Here is a 16,614-nt window from a genome sequence, read left to right on the forward strand (position 1 = left end):
TGCGTAATATATGTTAATATATGTGATTATATATCCATTGAAATGTAAAGCTTTATCGCGGGGTGGAGCAGTTGGTAGCTCGTCGGGCTCATAACCCGAAGGTCATAGGTTCGAGTCCTATCCCCGCAACTTTCCCTTCTGTCTCTAGTTTTTTGCTTGTTTGGATACGGTTCATCCATAATTTTATTAAGCAGGTGGTGGGGTTTTCTATTTGTATCCGTTCAGTCATGTGGCCTATACGTATCTATGTTCACACCAATTAGCAAGCGTAATAATACTAGATCGTAAAAAATGCGCCTTGAACAAAGCTGTGACTAGAAAATTTCAGGCTGAGAGCTATTAGAAAATCAGCCTGTTTGAGCCCAAGGCTGTAGGCCTGGGCGAGTTCTGATTTTCAGCTTGCAGCCTGAAATTTTTAACAGCTTTGTTCACCAGCGCTTGATTTTTTTTGGCTACTTTTTTTGATCAAGCAAAAAAAGTAGCTTTAAAATAAGTAGTTTTTAAAAAAAATGTATAAAATCATTAATAATCTATAAAATATGGCTGCCACGCAAGTGAACGAATACGTCTATTTTCCCACGCATCTAAAATTTCCTATGCGTCTGCTCCTTGTACGTTACAAAATATAAATGGGCATAAAGTGGAAACTACTTTAAGATTTTTTTACGAAGCCTTATAAAGGAACCCATTTCGAAAAAGTTAGCATTATGCTTACCTCTAAAAAAGCGCCCATTACGCCGTTAAATCTTATTTTTGGTACTAGGGCGGTTATGGAATCCATACTTGCTGGCCGAACGATTGAAAAAATTTTCTTGCAAAGAAAATTTCATACGTCGTTCTTAAAAGAATTGTATGACCTAATACATACGCATGAAATTCCTTTTAGTTATGTGCCCATTCAAAAGTTGCAGCGGCTTGCCAATGGCAATCATCAAGGCGTAGTAGCGGTACTATCGCCTATTGCATTTGTTTCCTTGGATAGGATTGTTCAGACTACTTTTGAAAAAGGGAAAGCGCCTTTGATTTTGTTATTAGATGGGGTAACAGATGTGCATAATGTAGGTGCTATTGTTCGTACTGCATGCTGTATGGGGGTGGATGCATTGGTGCTCCCTACACAAGGCAGTGCATCGTTGTCTGGTGCAGCTATGAAAACATCGGCAGGCGCACTGGCCAGGCTGCCCCTCTGTCGCGTAGCCAATGTAAGTAATGCGTTGGGTTATTTGCAATCAAGTGGATTAGCTATAGTGGCCTGTCACGAGCAAGCAAATCAAGCATTATACCAGGTAGACTTAAAAATGCCTATGGTATTGATACTAGGTGGAGAAGGTACTGGTATAGCTACGGAACATTTAAAATGGGCTATGCATCATATTAAGATTCCTATGCATGGCACAATTGCTTCCTTAAATGTATCTGTAGCAGCTGGCATGGTGCTCTATGAAGTGCTTCGGCAGCGGTTTGTATAAGCCTATTATTTTTAGCCGTTCGGTTTTGGGCAGATGGTGCGGAACGTAGCGGAACGGAAAGGATATTCATAAAAAGTTGATTGTGATAATAATAATAATAAATGCAATAGAATAGGTATACTACCGGAATTGTTTTTCTATTTGATTGGATGTAGATTTTAGTGATACACGTATTTTTTTCCTTATCATTACAGAAGTATAATTACCGTATTAATTATAATTACCGTATTAATGTTTTTAATACATATTATTTATGGTTATGCCAATTGCCCACTTCTGGAACTTGTTAGTCATACTATTGAGGCTATTTTTAATGATATGGTGTACTTGTTTAGCTTCACATGCTTTCGCCCAAAAAGATGAAAAGGCACTTGAAATACTAGAAAAAACCTCTGCCTACTACCAAGGACTTGAGAATTTTAGAGCGATTTACAACTTAACCAGTAGGTATAGGTATCTAGAAGAAGATGCGGTGCAAACTTCTCAAATGGTTATTACCGCTCGAGGGCAACAATATAGGTTATACTATGACCAAAAAGAGATTATAACCGATGCAGAAACGGTCTGGGAATACGATAAAGAGCTGAAAGAGGTGACCATTAGTGAGTATGCTAAAAAGGATTATGTGGTAAATTTTGCTGAACTGCATAATCTCTATCAACGGGGATATACCTTTATCTATGTTGGAGAGCGTGTGGTGCACAAAACAAAAAATAAAAATGTAGTACGAGATGTGGTGCAGTTAGTGCCTGAAGATGGTATCTTGACCAGCATTACTTTGGAAATCGATCGTGCTACTTCCCAAATCCATGGATGGGAAATAGTACAAAATGCAGAAACCAGTTATCTTTGTGAGGTACGTAGTTTTGCGGTTAATATTCCCCTATCAGATGATTATTTTATATTTGACGTAAGTGCACATGGTGATTTGGAAATAATTGATTTAAGGGAAAGCGATGAAGACGCTTGTTCAGCCTTATGTAATGAGGATACAAATACTGAGGTAGTATGATAAGGATACAAATACTGAGGCAATATAAAGCGTGTATAAAGCGCAAAGTAATAAAAATTACCTATTTATGGAAATAATCCAGCAATATTTAAATGAAGTTAAATGCCATATGGACAAAGCATATGTCCATATACAAGCTACTTTTGCCAAAATTCATTCCGGGCGTGCAGTGCCTACTATGCTAGAGGGGTTAATGGTAACCTATTATGGACATCCAGTTCCGCTTAATCAATTGGCTTCCATTACTAGTACGGATGCGCGCACTTTACTTATTCAACCATGGGAACAGCCGTCTATTCCCTTTATAGAAAAAGCTATTGCAGAAAGCCAGCTTGGATTTTCCAGTAAAAATGATGGTCATATGGTTGTGGTAACGCTGCCGCCCCCTTCGGAAGAAAGACGCAAAAGTTTAGTAAAACTCATCAAGGGAGAAGCAGAAAAGGGCAGGGTGATGATCCGAAATGTTCGACGTGATTATAAGGAAAACCTTAAGGTCGTTGCCCAAAAAGAAGGGATAGCAGAAAATGAAATAAAGCGCGCAGAGAAAAAACTGCAGGATTTAACTGATGTCTATATCCATAAAATCAACGATCTGCTGACATTAAAGGAAGCAGAGGTAATGACGGTATAGTGGTTTAACGGTAGACCACAACATAAACCACAACAATAATGCTCACGATAGAAAACCTACATGTCAGCATAGGCGATACAAAAGTGCTTAAAGGTATTAACCTTCAAGTTAATGCTGGGCAAGTGCATGCGATTATGGGACCTAATGGAGCAGGTAAAAGTACCTTGGCTGCTATTGTAGCGGGCAGGGCAGGTTATGAAGTTACACATGGAAGTATTTTATTTCATAATCAAAATTTATTGGATTTAGTACCAGAAGCTAGGGCAGCACTTGGTCTCTTTTTAGCCTTTCAGTATCCAGTTGAAATTCCAGGCGTAACCACTATTAATTTTTTAAAAACAGCTATCAATCAAATAAGAAAGACAAATGGCCTCATGCCATTAGATGCGGTTTCTTTTTTGGCGCTTTTAAAAGAAAAAATGGAGCTGGTGAATATAGATCAGCCATTGGTACAGCGTTCTTTGAACGAAGGATTTTCTGGAGGAGAAAAAAAGAAAAATGAGATACTACAAATGGCTATGCTAGCGCCTTCTTTGGCTATTTTGGATGAAACCGATTCTGGACTTGATATTGATGCGTTAAAAATTATATCGCAAGGGATCAATCAGTTACGTAATGCTACCAATGCCATGGTATTGATTACCCATTATCAGAGATTATTAAACTATGTTGTTCCAGATTTCGTACATGTTTTGTACGATGGCAAAATCATACAATCTGGTAATAGTTTATTGGCCAAACGATTAGAACAAGAAGGGTATGAATGGATTACGCAAATAACCTAATCGTCTATGACTACATTTATGGATTGGCTAGCAAAGGCCGTAGAGACATTAGAACCATTTTCTGACCCTTTTTACGCAGATCGTTTAGTGGCATTTAACAAGTTGCATCATACGGATTTTATAGAAAGCCAAAAAGAGCATTATCCTTATATATCCTTTCGAGAGACGCTTAAGCAATTAAGCAGTCAGTTGTATCATACAAAAGTACCCAGTGAAAGTTTTCTGGAGCAACAAGCCCTACCGTTAGCAGCAGTAGCAGTAGGTTATGGGCATGCCACTAAAGCAGCTACACTGACCTTTGTAAATGGGAGATGGGCTAAAGCACCATCTCGTTTTTCCTATAATGGTACAGGCATCCAGTTGCGTAGATTAGCAGATCTCTCCTTAATGGAACAACAAGAAGTATGCAAGGGGTATATGGCTGATCTTACATCCAGTGATGATATTTTTGTTACGCTTAACATCCTATTGGCACAAGAAACGTATCTGCTAGAGATTAAAGACCATACACAATTAGAAGATATTATTGTTATTCAACATATTATAACTTCATCCGTTACACATGTGGTACCGCAGTTTATATTGAAAATAGGGAAAGAAAGTCAGGTAACCATTGTAGAAGAGTGGTATGCTGAGGGCTATCCCATTCAGGCTTTTGTTAACAGTTTAACCCATATTACTTTAGCAGAAAGTGCTCGTTTAACCTACTATACCCTTCATACCGAATATGCTGTCCCTTTTTACCACGTACATGCCCTCTACTGTAATCAAAAGGACCATAGCACATTCACGCATTATACTTTTTCTTTTGGGTCTACTATGTTACGCATAAATCTTACGGACCAAGTGCAGGGTAGTCATGCTACCGCTACATTATATGGCCTTTATAGTCTTAGTGCAAAAGAACAAGTGGACCATCGCATCCGAGTAATCCATAGCTGTCCGCATAGTTTTAGCAAGCAGTTGTATAAATGCATATTAGGGGGCCAGTCAACAGGCTCTTTTCATGGGTTAATTTACTTAACGCCAGATGCACAGCAAACCCATGCCTATCAAACGAATAATGCCATCGTTTTGTCGAATGGAGCCCACCATTATGTAAAACCGCAATTGGAAATTTATGCAGATGCGGTTAAGTGTTCCCATGGTGCTACTGCTGGGCAATTAGATCAAGCGCAGCTGTTTTATTTGCAAACACGTGGTATAGAAGAACCGTTAGCTAAAAGATTACTATTGGAGGCCTTTGGTATAGAAATTATTAATACTGTCCCTATAAAAGAATTGCAAGATTATTTATTGGATAAGCTTGCGGAAAAATTTATAAAATTATAAACGATTAGGCAGTTAGCTGTTGTATTGTTTCCTACATGCCTACATGCCAACATGCCAAATTCAGATACTGATCTTACCCTCAAAAACATGTCTTTTTAAAAAGTGTGGCGCAAAAAAATATAAGAAAGCAGCCACACCATATTGCTGTACGCATATACCATCTTACCGTAGATGATCGCCTACCATCTTGTATCCGTTCAGCGGTTCTGAACGGGGAAATAGATTTTTGGAAAGAATAATTTCTCTTTATCTATCCTGGAAGCAACAAAAGCTAAATCCTTTCCATATTCTTTCCCAGATTATAGAGACTTAGGCCACTCCACTGAACGGATACACTTTTTTTGATCAAGCAAAAAAAGTAGCTTTAAATATTTATGTACAATACTGTTCTTTAGCAATCCCTAAGTTTTCTGGTAACAAGCCATCAATACTTTTATCCCATAGTTTTTTATAAAAGCCTCTCTTTTTTAGAAGGTTATCTGGAGTTCCCTCTTCCACTACTTTTCCTTGATCAAAAACTAAAATCCTATCTAGCTTAGCTACCGTAGATAGACGATGTGCTACAATAATGGTAGTCCTATTGATGGTTAACTGAGCTAAACTATTTTGTATATACTTTTCTGTTATCGTATCAAGAGAAGAAGTAGCCTCATCCATTATCAAAATCTTTGAAGGTTTTAAAAAAGCTCTTGCAATAGCAATCCGCTGGCGTTGTCCTCCTGATAGCTTAATGCCTTTTTCGCCTACTAACTCATTATATCCTTCAGGTAAAGACATAATAAAGTCATCTATATAAGCTTTTTTAGAAGCAGCAATCACTTCTGCATCAGATGCATTAGGATGCCCATACTTAATATTTTCTTTTATACTTCTATGAAAAAGCATCGGATCTTGGTTTACATAAGCAATTGCTTTCATAATAGATGCTTGAGAAACCGTGCTGATATCCATTCCATCTATTAAAATGCATCCATTTGAAGGCTCTATAACTCGTAATATTAACTTAATAAAAGTGCTCTTTCCACTTCCTGAAACACCTACTAACCCTACTTTTTCTCCACCTTTTATATCCACAAACAAATGCTTAAAGATTTGTTCTTGCCCATATTGAAATGCTACATTATCAAATTTAATTGTACCATCTCGGATGAACAAAGGTTTCTGAAGATGTATTTCTTTCAAATTAATATTTTCAAAAAAAACTTCTAAAGATTGCCTGCCGGCTCCTATGTTGTTAATAAAATCTTCCAATTGTTCCAATATCCAAAAAAAAGTAGCTGTTAAAGAAGAAGTTACCATAACGATAAAAGTAAAATTACCCGGTGTAATCATAGATGTATGCACCAACTTTATTAACAATAAAATCATCCCCAATGATAATAGAAGACAAAAAATATCTAAAATAATCCATGATTTAGCTTGTAGTAAACGAAAATCTTTATCTCTATTTGCTACAGCCTTTAGATAAGTGGATATATATCTGTTTTCATGATTATAATGATAAAATATTTTCACAGTAAAAATATTAGAAATCACATCTATTATTTTTCCTAGCGCTTCATTAGCGCTTTCTGATAATTTATAAGATAATATATTAAGCCGTAAAGCAAACAAAAGACCAAATGTTACAAATGTGATAGCCCATCCCAATATCACTAATATATATATGGGGTGGATAAAACTGGTAAATAAGCATGCAAATAGGATTTCAAAAAAGAACCGAAATATTCTTCTACTATTATCCAAAATATTTTTAACAGCATGTTGGATAGTAGAAATCTTGGAAGCTAAACTACCCAATAGTTCTTCTTGATAGAAAGCTTCATTATGAAACCATAAATTATTAAGTAGCTCAGCTACGATATCTTGTCCAATATTGGGATGCACATATGCCAGCAGTGTATCAACAGCAAAAGCAGATAAAAAATGCGTTAATCTTATGGCAATAAAAAATGAAATAAAAATTCCAACTTGAGCAATACGGTTGGTTTCGTTATTCAATACGTGGTTAATAATAAGTTTTAGGCTAAAAGGCTCTAAAGAAGCACATAAAGCTAAATAGGCAATACAACAGAGCATCAAAAACCACCTACCCATGTATGGTTTTAGAAAAAAAATTATAAAAGAAAAAAAATGGGTGGGTAATTTTTTATATTGATTTATTGCATTTCTCATGTTCCTTATCATGCCGCATTTTTAATGGCTCTTATTTAATTTCTTTCTGTAATGCAAACAGGCTATAGGCTACTCAACTTATACTATTACTGTTTATAGTGTTTTTGGAAACGGAAGACAAAATACTTTTTATTAAACTAGGTAAAATATATTGAATTTCTTCTTGCAATAAGAATTTGTGATGCAGAACAAGCAGATGGTCATATATTTGTTGAGCATTTTTAAATAAAAAGTTATGCCTTCTATGCTTAAAATATGGACTAAATAAAGGATTATCAGGGACAGGAATGTCCGTTCTACTCACTGATATAATATGGTTATTATTAATAATCTCAATAATCGTGTTCAAACCAATTTTAGAAAGAATGCGCTCTGAAAATATTATTCCTAATTCATAATAAAAATGATGTGTTATCTCATAAGGCTGTAAAATAGTATGTATGCCTTCTATAGCGCTTAAGTTTGCAGACAACTTTTCAGCATTTTTAAGACGGATTGCATTGAAATAAGAAAACTCTTCCAAACTTCCTAATAATATTGCGGCTTGAAATTCTGAAGCAGCAAAGTTAGCTCCTAAAAAGCCAGAGGGAATCCATTCACCGTATTGGTACGGAATGTACCCATCTGTTCTTAATGCATAAGCTTTTCTATAAAAAGATTCGTCATCCGTCACAATAGCGCCTCCTTCTCCTGAAGGAATTAATTTTTCTTGGTTAAAGCTAAAAGCAGCAGCAAGCGCATAATGGCCTGGCGCATTGCCAAGGTATGCCCCACCATGTGCTTGAGAAGCATCTTCTAGTAGAATAATATTATGATTTTGACACAATTCCTTTAAAGCTATCAGCGGTGCAAAACTGCAATGCAGATGTACCGCAATTATAGCTTTTGTTTTTGAAGATACTAAAGCATCAGCTTCTTTTGAATCTATACAAGTTGTATAAGGATCTATATCGCAAAAGATAGGAGTCGCCCCTACCCTAGTAACGGCAGCAGCGGTGGCATACCATCCTAATGCTGGGATAATTACTTCATCACCTTGACCTATATGTAATACACGTAAAGAAATTTCTAAAGCAGCAGAACCAGAAGAAACTAAAAGTGCGTATTTTCTGCCGCAAAAATCAGCCCATTTTTTTTCAAATAGCTCCGTTAAATAATCACCAGGTTTTTGGGCTCTAATTGTCCAAATATCACTTGACAGTACAGTAGAAATTTTATCTAAGTAAAGCTTATTATTTTTTGTTTGCGGCCACTTAACCATTTTTTACCTTTTTTAAAGAAAGTTTTTGTATATGTTGTATATTTCATTTCCTCTTCCAAACTGATAGCATCTATATAATCCTTAGCGGTATAATCAATCCCTTCTGAATATGAAAAATTAATTACTTTCCACGGGTTATCTTTTAATAAAGCTTTATAAGCTGAAAAGGGAAGCCGATTAATCCAGTTAGACTTATAGATTACATACGCTAATTTTTTTGCAAATGCAATTGTATAGTATGGTTTTAAAAAATCCATCATTTCCTCATATTGAAAATACAGATGACTCCAGAATGATATTAATTTATCTTCCCAAAAATTATAAATTTTATTTTCATATTTGAAACCTTCTATATGACAGCCATCAGGAGCTGAACCAATAGGACCAAAATGGGCATATAAAACGCCTCCCTTTTTAAGCCATTTATAAAAATTATTAAATGCTAAGCTTAGGTCTGCAATATGATGAAATGCATTACAAGAAAATATATATTCGCTCTATGGTTACTCAATGGATTTGGGAAGCTGGCAAGGCGCGCGAGGGTGAAGCGCACGCAGCATAGTGGAAACTATATGTGAGTACGCTGACATAGCCAGCTTTTCAAAGACGAAGAGTAGGCTCAAACAGGCTGATTTTCTACTACCTTGTAGCCTGGAATTTTCTAGTCACAGCTTTGTTCAAGGCGCGTTTTTATAAACTTACATTATTGCGCTATTTCTAATTGGTACGAACGTGAAAAAATACGCATAGGCCACACAACTGAACGGATACAAAAAAACCAGGGAACCATAAATCAATTGGCTCCCTGGTTCTGCTAATAATAGATAGCGTTAAGTAAAAAATTACATCATGCCGCCCATTCCATTGCCCATTGGAGGCATAGGGTTAGCTTTCTCATCATCAGGATTATCTGCTATTACACAGGCAGTAGTGAGTAGAAGTGAAGCGATAGAGGCTGCATTTTCTAAAGCAAGTCTAGTTACTTTAGTTGGATCAATAATTCCAGCTGCATAGAGGTCTTCAAATGCATCTGTGCGTGCATTGTATCCAAAGGAATCTTTTCCTTCCTTTACACGTTGTACTACTACAGATTCTTCACCACCTGCATTGGATACAATGGTCCTCAAAGGAGATTCCAAGGCAAGTTTTAAGATCTTAAAGCCAGTTCTTTCGTCTTCATTCTCTGCAGCTATAGTATCCAATATGCCAGATGTAGCTGCACGCAACAATGCAACGCCTCCACCTGGTACAATACCCTCTTGCACAGCCGCTCTGGTGGCATGCAATGCATCATCTACTCGATCTTTTTTCTCCTTCATTTCTACTTCTGTAGCAGCACCGATGTAAAGAATAGCTACCCCACCAGATAGTTTTGCCAAACGCTCTTGGAGTTTTTCTTTATCATAATCAGAGGTAACATGCGCCATTTGGGCTTTAATGGAATTAATTCTGGCGTCAATATCTTTTTTGTTTCCAGCACCATTTACAATGATAGTGCTATCCTTGTCGATATTGACTTTTTCAGCTACCCCTAAGTTTTCTAATGTAGTATTTTCAAGCCTAGACCCTTTTTCGTCAGAAATCACGTTTCCACCTGTAAGTACAGCAATATCCTCTAACATCGCTTTCCTTCTATCTCCAAAACCAGGTGCTTTTACAGCAGCTACACGTAATGCTCCTCGGATTTTATTTACCACAAGCGTAGTTAAGGCTTCGCCCTCTACATCTTCAGCAATTATCAGCAATGGCCTGCCACTTTGAGAAACCGCCTCTAAAATAGGTAGCAGATCCTTCATAGTAGAAATCTTCTTATCACAAATCAAGATATATGGATTAGATAACTCCACTTCCATTTTTTCTGTATTTGTTGTAAATAAATGAGATAAATAGCCTCTATCAAATTCCATTCCCTCTACTAGTTTTACCTCTGTCTCAGTGCTTTTTGCCTCTTCAACCGTAATAACGCCATCTTTGCCCACTTTGTCCATAGCATCTGCAATCATTTTACCGATTTTGCTATCACTATTAGCAGAAATAGTAGCTACTTGCTCTATTTCTTTGGAGCTGTTAATCTTTTTAGAGGTTTCTTGTAGTTTTTTAACTACTGCTTCTACTGCTTTGTCTATACCACGTTTGATATCCATTGGATTAGCACCTGCCGCTACGTTTTTAATGCCGTGTGTAAAAATAGACTGAGCCAAAAGCGTAGCAGTAGTAGTTCCATCTCCAGCACTATCTGCTGTTTTAGAAGCTACTTCTTTTACAAGTTGCGCACCCATGTTTTCTATAGGATCCTTTAGGCTAATTTCTTTTGCCACCGATACGCCATCTTTAGTGACACTAGGCGCACCAAACTTTTTGTCTAAAATTACATTTCTACCTTTTGGCCCTAACGTAACTTTCACGGCATTAGCCATGGTGTCAATACCTTTTTTAAGCTTTTCTCGAGCTTCTGCATCAAAAAATATATTCTTTGCCATTGTTATTATAAATGAGTTTATTGTAAAGTTATAATGAACTGATTATCTATTATTAAGTAATAGCATAAATATCAGATTCTTTCATAATAAGATAAAGCTTACCATCTAAATGTAATTCTGTACCACCATATTTCCCATAAAGGACTTGATCTCCAACTTTAACAGTCATTGGTTCATCCTTTTTTCCTGGGCCTACTGCAACCACTGCTCCTTTTTGGGGCTTTTCTTTAGCACTGTCAGGAATAATAATGCCCCCCACTGTTTTTTCTTCGGCCGGTGCAGGCTCCACTAGCACCCTATCAGCTAGTGGTTTTATATTAACTTTATTCATAGCTTCTGTTCTATATATCTATTATTGTATTGGTCGTATAAGTTTAAAATTAAAATATGAGCAGTATACTAAAATACTAGTAGCTGTTCTAATGCAATAATATCATATTTCATGCCAAAACTCTTTTCTAAGAAAAATATAGGCCAAATGTTCATACAGACTGACAGTTAGTCAGTAGTCCTTTAAAAAAAACAATACGTTTGGGGAAAAATACAATACCTAAATCTAAGTGTGTAATATACTCATGAAGCCCATGCTAACAAGTGCCCCCTGCCGGAATCGAACCAGCAACCTACTGATTACAAATCAGTTGCTCTGCCAGTTGAGCTAAGGAGGCAACAATCATCCACTTATCTGAGTTCTTTGATACGGGCTGCCTTGCCTTGTTTGCCCCGTAAATAGTAAATCCTTGCCCTGCGCACATGGCCCCTTCTTTTTACTTCTATATTTTCAATATTAGGGGAAAGTAAAGGAAAAATACGTTCTACACCCACCTCTTTAGATACTTTACGTACCGTAAAAGTCTCTCCCCCACTGTTAATATTTTTACGTTGGATAACTGCTCCTTGAAATTGTTGAATACGAATTTTGGTGCCTTCTTGTATTTTTACATGTACATTGATGGTATCTCCAGCCTTAAAAGAAGGAAATACGCGTGCTGGTTGAGGGTTACACATTGCCTCAACATATTTTATTAAGTTGCTCATGACAGGTTGATTGCTAAAAAATTTAGGATAAAAGCTCATACAAAGATAATACTATTTTTTAAATTCCGTACCTTGTCATATACAGCAAGTACCAAAGCCTAAGATGGGCCAGGTAAAGTGCATTTTCACCCAATTAATTTAATGAAAAACATTCGAAACTTTTGCATTATTGCACACATTGATCATGGCAAAAGTACCTTGGCCGATCGCTTATTAGAATCAACCGAAACGGTTGGCATACGGGATCAAAAAAATCAAGTATTGGATAATATGGATGTAGAACGTGAACGTGGTATTACCATTAAAAGTCATGCCATCCAAATGGAGTACATATGCAATGGTCAACCCTATTTACTCAATTTAATTGATACACCAGGACATGTAGACTTTACCTATGAAGTCTCGCGTTCCATTGCTGCCTGCGAAGGCGCACTATTGGTAGTAGATGCTGCACAAGGTGTGGAAGCACAAACGATTTCCAATCTATATTTAGCTTTAGCTCAAAACCTTACTATTATTCCTGTATTAAACAAGATTGATTTGCCGGGAGCAATGCTCGAACAAGCAAAGGATCAAATGGTAGAGCTCATCGGATGTGATCACGATAGTATTATCTCTGCCAGTGCTAAAAAGGGAATAGGGATTAATGAAATACTACAGGCTATTGTTACCCGTATACCTGCTCCTAAAGGAGATATGAATGCGCCGTTACAAGCTATGATTTTCGATTCTGTATATAATATTTTTCGTGGTGTAGAGGTGTATATCCGCATTTTTAATGGGATGATTAAGCCGGGAGATTCCATTAAATGTTTCCATACAGATCTAAACTACAAAGTAGAAGAAGTTGGTATTTTAAAATTGCAACAATTGCCAAAATCATTTCTCCAAGCAGGTAACGTAGGTTATCTGATAGCTGGGATCAAAAATGCCAATGAAATAAAGGTGGGTGATACCATCACCCATGTAGATAAGGCTGGACGTTCTATAGGTGCCATGCTCAAGGGGTTTGAAGAGGTCAAACCTATGGTTTTTGCAGGCATTTATCCAGTAGATACTAATGAATATGAGATTTTACGGGACTCTATGGAAAAGTTAAAATTGAATGATGCTGCTCTTATTTGGGAACCAGAAACTTCTGCTGCCTTAGGTTTTGGATTTAGATGTGGTTTTTTAGGTATGCTCCATATGGAGATTATACAGGAACGCCTTGAAAAAGAATTTAATATCACCATTATCACTACAGTTCCCTCGGTACAGTTTCATATCATTAACAAAAAAGGCCAATTAATAAATATACAAGCGCCTGCAGATATGCCAGATCCTGGTATGATTGATCGAATTGAGGAACCTTTTATGCTTGCCCAAATTATCACTAAATCGGAATTTGTGGGTAAAATTATGACCCTTTGTATGGATAGAAGAGGCATTTTTAAAAATCAGATCTACTTAACGGCAGACCGTGTAGAACTCACTTTTGAGTTACCCTTAGTAGAAGTAGTGTTTGACTTTTTTGATAAACTCAAAACTATTTCACGTGGCTATGCCTCTTTAGATTATGAATTGGCTAGGTTCGCTGTTGCTGATCTCGTAAAATTAGATATCCTATTGCATAACGAAAAAGTAGATGCGCTTTCGGCAATTGTACATAGAGACAGTGCTTATGAACGAGGCAAGGTCTTATGTAAAAAACTTAAAGAAATCATTCCTCGGCATATGTTTGAAGTAAGCATTCAAGCAGCTATTGGTACCAAGGTCATTGCTAGAGAAACCGTAAAATCATTTCGAAAAAGTGTGACAGACAAATGTTATGGAGGTGATATCTCACGTAAAAGAAAACTGCTAGAAAAGCAGAAAAAGGGTAAAAAAAGGATGAAGCAAGTTGGCTCAGTAGAAATTCCACAAGAAGCTTTTATGGCTGTACTTAGTTTAGATTAACATCTGTTTAGCTCCATACCACTATAAGTTTGATATAAACACCTAGTAATTAAATTAAAAATACTTTAAAGCCGTTCACTTGCATGGAAGCCATATTTTTTTATAGATTACTGACGATTTTATCCATTTTTTTTAAAAAACTACTTTTTTATTTTTTTATAGATTATTGATGAATAGTGGTCTCGGCAGGAATCGAACCTGCATCAAAAGTTTAGGAAACTTCTATTCTATCCGTTGAACTACGAAACCGTCTAACCACTAAGTTAGCTGATTGGTGTATTTTTTTCAACAATTTGAAAGAAATCTAAAAAAGTCCATTGAATAAATGGATGAAAATAATGGTATATCACCATCCGCTAATTACAGTAGAACTACATCCTGTAACCGGGTGTGGGGCATGGCTTCTTTTAGTAAGTCAAGTATTTTATCTTTGTTAAAACGCAGTTCATGGCGTAAAGCCGAAGAGGTTATTTTCAAAAATAGTTTGTTATTATAGACATACATTTCTAATGTTCTGTCACAGATTATTTTAGGCATAACTTTATACCATGTAGAACGTACCATTGCTGTTTCTAATTGCCGTTGAAAAGGAGAAGTTTCAAGAAACCTATTCACCAATTCTTTAAGGCTTTGTGTACGATGTGCATCATCCATACGTCAAATATTATTTTGTGATTTGTGGCTTATTTATAAAATTATTATAAAGTAATCTATTTACATGTATCAGACATTCTAAAAAAATTATTTTGATTATCATTTGTTTATATAGTAATAGATGCGTATCCGTTCAGTCATGTGGCCTATGCGTATTCGTGTTCGTACCCATTAAAAATAGTGCAATAATGCAAGATTATAAAAACGCGCCTTGAACAAATCTGAGACTAGAAAATTTTAGGCTGAGAGCTTAGTAGAAAATCAGCCTGTTTGAGCTTACTCTTCGTCTTTGAAAAGCTGTCTACGCTTTCCCCCACTAGATGTATCTGGCGGGGACCCCTGTTCCGCTTCGGGATTCAGCGTACTTGGGGTATCCGTTCAGTCGTGTGGCCTATGCGTATCCGTATTCGTACCCATTAGAAATAGTGCAAATAATGCAAATCATAAAAAACGCGCCTTGAAAAAACTGTGGAAAGAAAAGAAAGGAAAAAAATCAAAAGAAAATCACTTTGTCTGAGCTCCGTAGGAGCGAGATTTGATTTTCGGCTTTTTTCCTTTCTTTTCAGCAGTTTTTTCACCAGCGCTTGATTTTTTTTGGCTACTTTTTTTGATCAAGCAAAAAAAGTAGCTTTAATCGCTATAATCTATAAAATATGGCTACCACGCAAGTGAACGGATACAATTATTTCTTTCCTGCTTTATTATGGCTATTATTTTGGTTGCTTTTAGGTGCTGTTTTTTTAGCTGGCTTCTTTGGTTCCGTAAAGCTTTTCTTATATTTATCAGGATTATCTATAATATCCCTTGCTTGCTTTAACATTTCAGAGGAATAACCTTCCTCTTCCAAAATATCTATGGCAATGGTTTGGGTAGATTCTCCAGGAATGATTTTATAGCTGTATTGAATACGCCCTCCTTCATCTTTAGTAATATAGACCTGATAATTTTTAAATCCTTTTGTTGGCTCTCTTTTTTCTAACAACATCACCATGGGATAATGGGTTGCTACTATATTTAGTGTATTTTGGTAGTCCGCAATGGAATTTAATACAGAATATTCTGCCGCAGCCCCCTCCGTTGGATTGGTACCACTAAAAGGCTCATCAAAAATACTAAAACTTAACTCATGCCGCTTAAGCTTTCTTAGCCTATTTAAATGATCCTGAAAACGCGCAACTTCTGCCATAAATAACGATTTGCCTGCTGCAATATCATCAGTGACGTCAATATAGGTATTGATGCTACTGAAAGGCGTCAACTCACACAGCTGTGCTGGCGCAATACCAAAGACTTGGCTTAACAAAATGGAATAGGTCACACCTGTTAAAAAGGTAGATTTGCCCCCTGCATTAGGGCCTGTTAAAACAACCGTTTGTACCCCTCCAACATCCATAGTGATGTCATTGCCCACGGCTACAGCAGGTTCTAACATAGGATTCCACATAGCGGTAAGTGCCAAATGCGGTTTGGCAGCTTGGCTAGGCTCCACAAACTTTGTAAAAGCATAAGCATGCGCAGTGCCCTTGACACGTGTTTCTTCCATTAAAGTGGTTATAGAAAGCAGGGCATCCAATTGCCCTAGCTCATACAAGGCATCGTGAAAAACAGCCTTATGCGCTACAAAAAGCTTATAGCTGGCTAAAAGCTTACCCGCATGGTTCAATAAATAGGACCAAGAACGAAGCGGTAACTCCTCCAGGTAACGCAACAAATTACCCACCTCTGATTGCTCTTGCGTACGCGCTATCCATAAAATCAACGATCTGCTGACATTAAAGGAAGCAGAGGTAATGACGGTATAGTGGTTTAACGGTAGACCACAACATAAACCACAACAAT

General features: G+C 36.8%; 14 protein-coding genes and 3 tRNA genes. 7 read left to right on the forward strand and 10 right to left on the reverse strand.

The window, feature by feature from the left end; genetic code table 11:
* The first annotated feature begins 56 nt into the window (after positions 1–56).
* The 6 genes from EDM02_RS01730 to sufD all read left to right on the forward strand — a co-directional run bounded on the left by EDM02_RS01730 (position 57) and on the right by sufD (position 5,229).
* A tRNA-Met gene (locus EDM02_RS01730) sits at positions 57–129 on the forward strand.
* A gap of 578 nt (positions 130–707) precedes the next feature.
* Positions 708–1,469: a 23S rRNA (guanosine(2251)-2'-O)-methyltransferase RlmB gene (rlmB, locus tag EDM02_RS01735; protein ID WP_123662594.1), complete on the forward strand. Its 762-nt coding sequence runs from the start codon at positions 708–710 to the stop codon at positions 1,467–1,469.
* Positions 1,470–1,728: 259 nt separating this feature from the next.
* On the forward strand, positions 1,729–2,481 hold the full coding sequence (gene lolA1, locus EDM02_RS01740; protein WP_221179588.1) for an outer membrane lipoprotein periplasmic chaperone LolA1: 753 nt from the start codon (positions 1,729–1,731) through the stop codon (positions 2,479–2,481).
* A 67-nt stretch (positions 2,482–2,548) separates the two neighbouring features.
* Positions 2,549–3,112, forward strand: a complete 564-nt coding sequence (gene frr, locus EDM02_RS01745) for a ribosome recycling factor (protein WP_123662597.1) — start codon at positions 2,549–2,551, stop codon at positions 3,110–3,112.
* Between the two features lie 38 nt (positions 3,113–3,150).
* On the forward strand, positions 3,151–3,897 hold the full coding sequence (gene sufC / locus EDM02_RS01750; RefSeq protein ID WP_123662600.1) for a Fe-S cluster assembly ATPase SufC: 747 nt from the start codon (positions 3,151–3,153) through the stop codon (positions 3,895–3,897).
* Positions 3,898–3,903: 6 nt separating this feature from the next.
* Complete coding sequence (gene sufD, locus EDM02_RS01755) at positions 3,904–5,229, forward strand: Fe-S cluster assembly protein SufD (protein ID WP_123662601.1); 1,326 nt, start codon at positions 3,904–3,906, stop codon at positions 5,227–5,229.
* A 372-nt stretch (positions 5,230–5,601) separates the two neighbouring features.
* On the opposite strand, the gene EDM02_RS01760 is transcribed toward sufD, so the two are convergent.
* The 7 genes from EDM02_RS01760 to rplS all read right to left on the reverse strand — a co-directional run bounded on the left by EDM02_RS01760 (position 5,602) and on the right by rplS (position 12,183).
* The gene (locus tag EDM02_RS01760; protein ID WP_184891086.1) at positions 5,602–7,326 is read right to left on the reverse strand and encodes an ABC transporter ATP-binding protein; all 1,725 of its coding nucleotides are present in this window, start codon (positions 7,324–7,326) and stop codon (positions 5,602–5,604) included.
* A 151-nt stretch (positions 7,327–7,477) separates the two neighbouring features.
* On the reverse strand, positions 7,478–8,665 hold the full coding sequence (locus tag EDM02_RS01765) for a DegT/DnrJ/EryC1/StrS aminotransferase family protein (RefSeq protein ID WP_123662605.1): 1,188 nt from the start codon (positions 8,663–8,665) through the stop codon (positions 7,478–7,480).
* The gene (locus tag EDM02_RS01770; RefSeq protein WP_123662607.1) at positions 8,623–8,925 is read right to left on the reverse strand and encodes a hypothetical protein; all 303 of its coding nucleotides are present in this window, start codon (positions 8,923–8,925) and stop codon (positions 8,623–8,625) included. The genes EDM02_RS01765 and EDM02_RS01770 overlap by 43 nt, the downstream gene beginning before the upstream one ends.
* A 582-nt stretch (positions 8,926–9,507) precedes the next feature.
* Complete coding sequence (groL, locus tag EDM02_RS01775; protein WP_123662609.1) at positions 9,508–11,145, reverse strand: chaperonin GroEL; 1,638 nt, start codon at positions 11,143–11,145, stop codon at positions 9,508–9,510.
* Between the two features lie 52 nt (positions 11,146–11,197).
* Complete coding sequence (locus tag EDM02_RS01780) at positions 11,198–11,476, reverse strand: co-chaperone GroES (RefSeq protein WP_123662611.1); 279 nt, start codon at positions 11,474–11,476, stop codon at positions 11,198–11,200.
* Positions 11,477–11,740: 264 nt separating this feature from the next.
* Positions 11,741–11,813: transfer RNA gene (locus EDM02_RS01785), tRNA-Thr, on the reverse strand.
* 13 nt (positions 11,814–11,826) lie between these two features.
* Positions 11,827–12,183, reverse strand: a complete 357-nt coding sequence (gene rplS, locus EDM02_RS01790; protein ID WP_123662613.1) for a 50S ribosomal protein L19 — start codon at positions 12,181–12,183, stop codon at positions 11,827–11,829.
* 141 nt (positions 12,184–12,324) lie between these two features.
* Between rplS and lepA the strand changes: the two genes are divergently transcribed.
* A complete protein-coding gene (gene lepA / locus EDM02_RS01795) occupies positions 12,325–14,121 on the forward strand; it encodes a translation elongation factor 4 (protein ID WP_123662615.1) in 1,797 nt (598 codons plus the stop codon).
* Between the two features lie 177 nt (positions 14,122–14,298).
* Here the strand turns inward: lepA and EDM02_RS01800 are convergent.
* The 3 genes from EDM02_RS01800 to EDM02_RS01810 form a co-directional block, all read right to left on the reverse strand.
* A tRNA-Arg gene (locus tag EDM02_RS01800) sits at positions 14,299–14,370 on the reverse strand.
* A gap of 111 nt (positions 14,371–14,481) precedes the next feature.
* Complete coding sequence (locus tag EDM02_RS01805) at positions 14,482–14,775, reverse strand: DciA family protein (RefSeq protein ID WP_123662617.1); 294 nt, start codon at positions 14,773–14,775, stop codon at positions 14,482–14,484.
* 682 nt (positions 14,776–15,457) lie between these two features.
* Positions 15,458–16,614, reverse strand: a 1,157-nt coding sequence (locus EDM02_RS01810) for a MutS-related protein (RefSeq protein ID WP_221179589.1), incomplete at its 5' end; no start/stop codon positions are given.

The sequence above is a fragment of the Candidatus Cardinium hertigii genome (assembly GCF_003788695.1).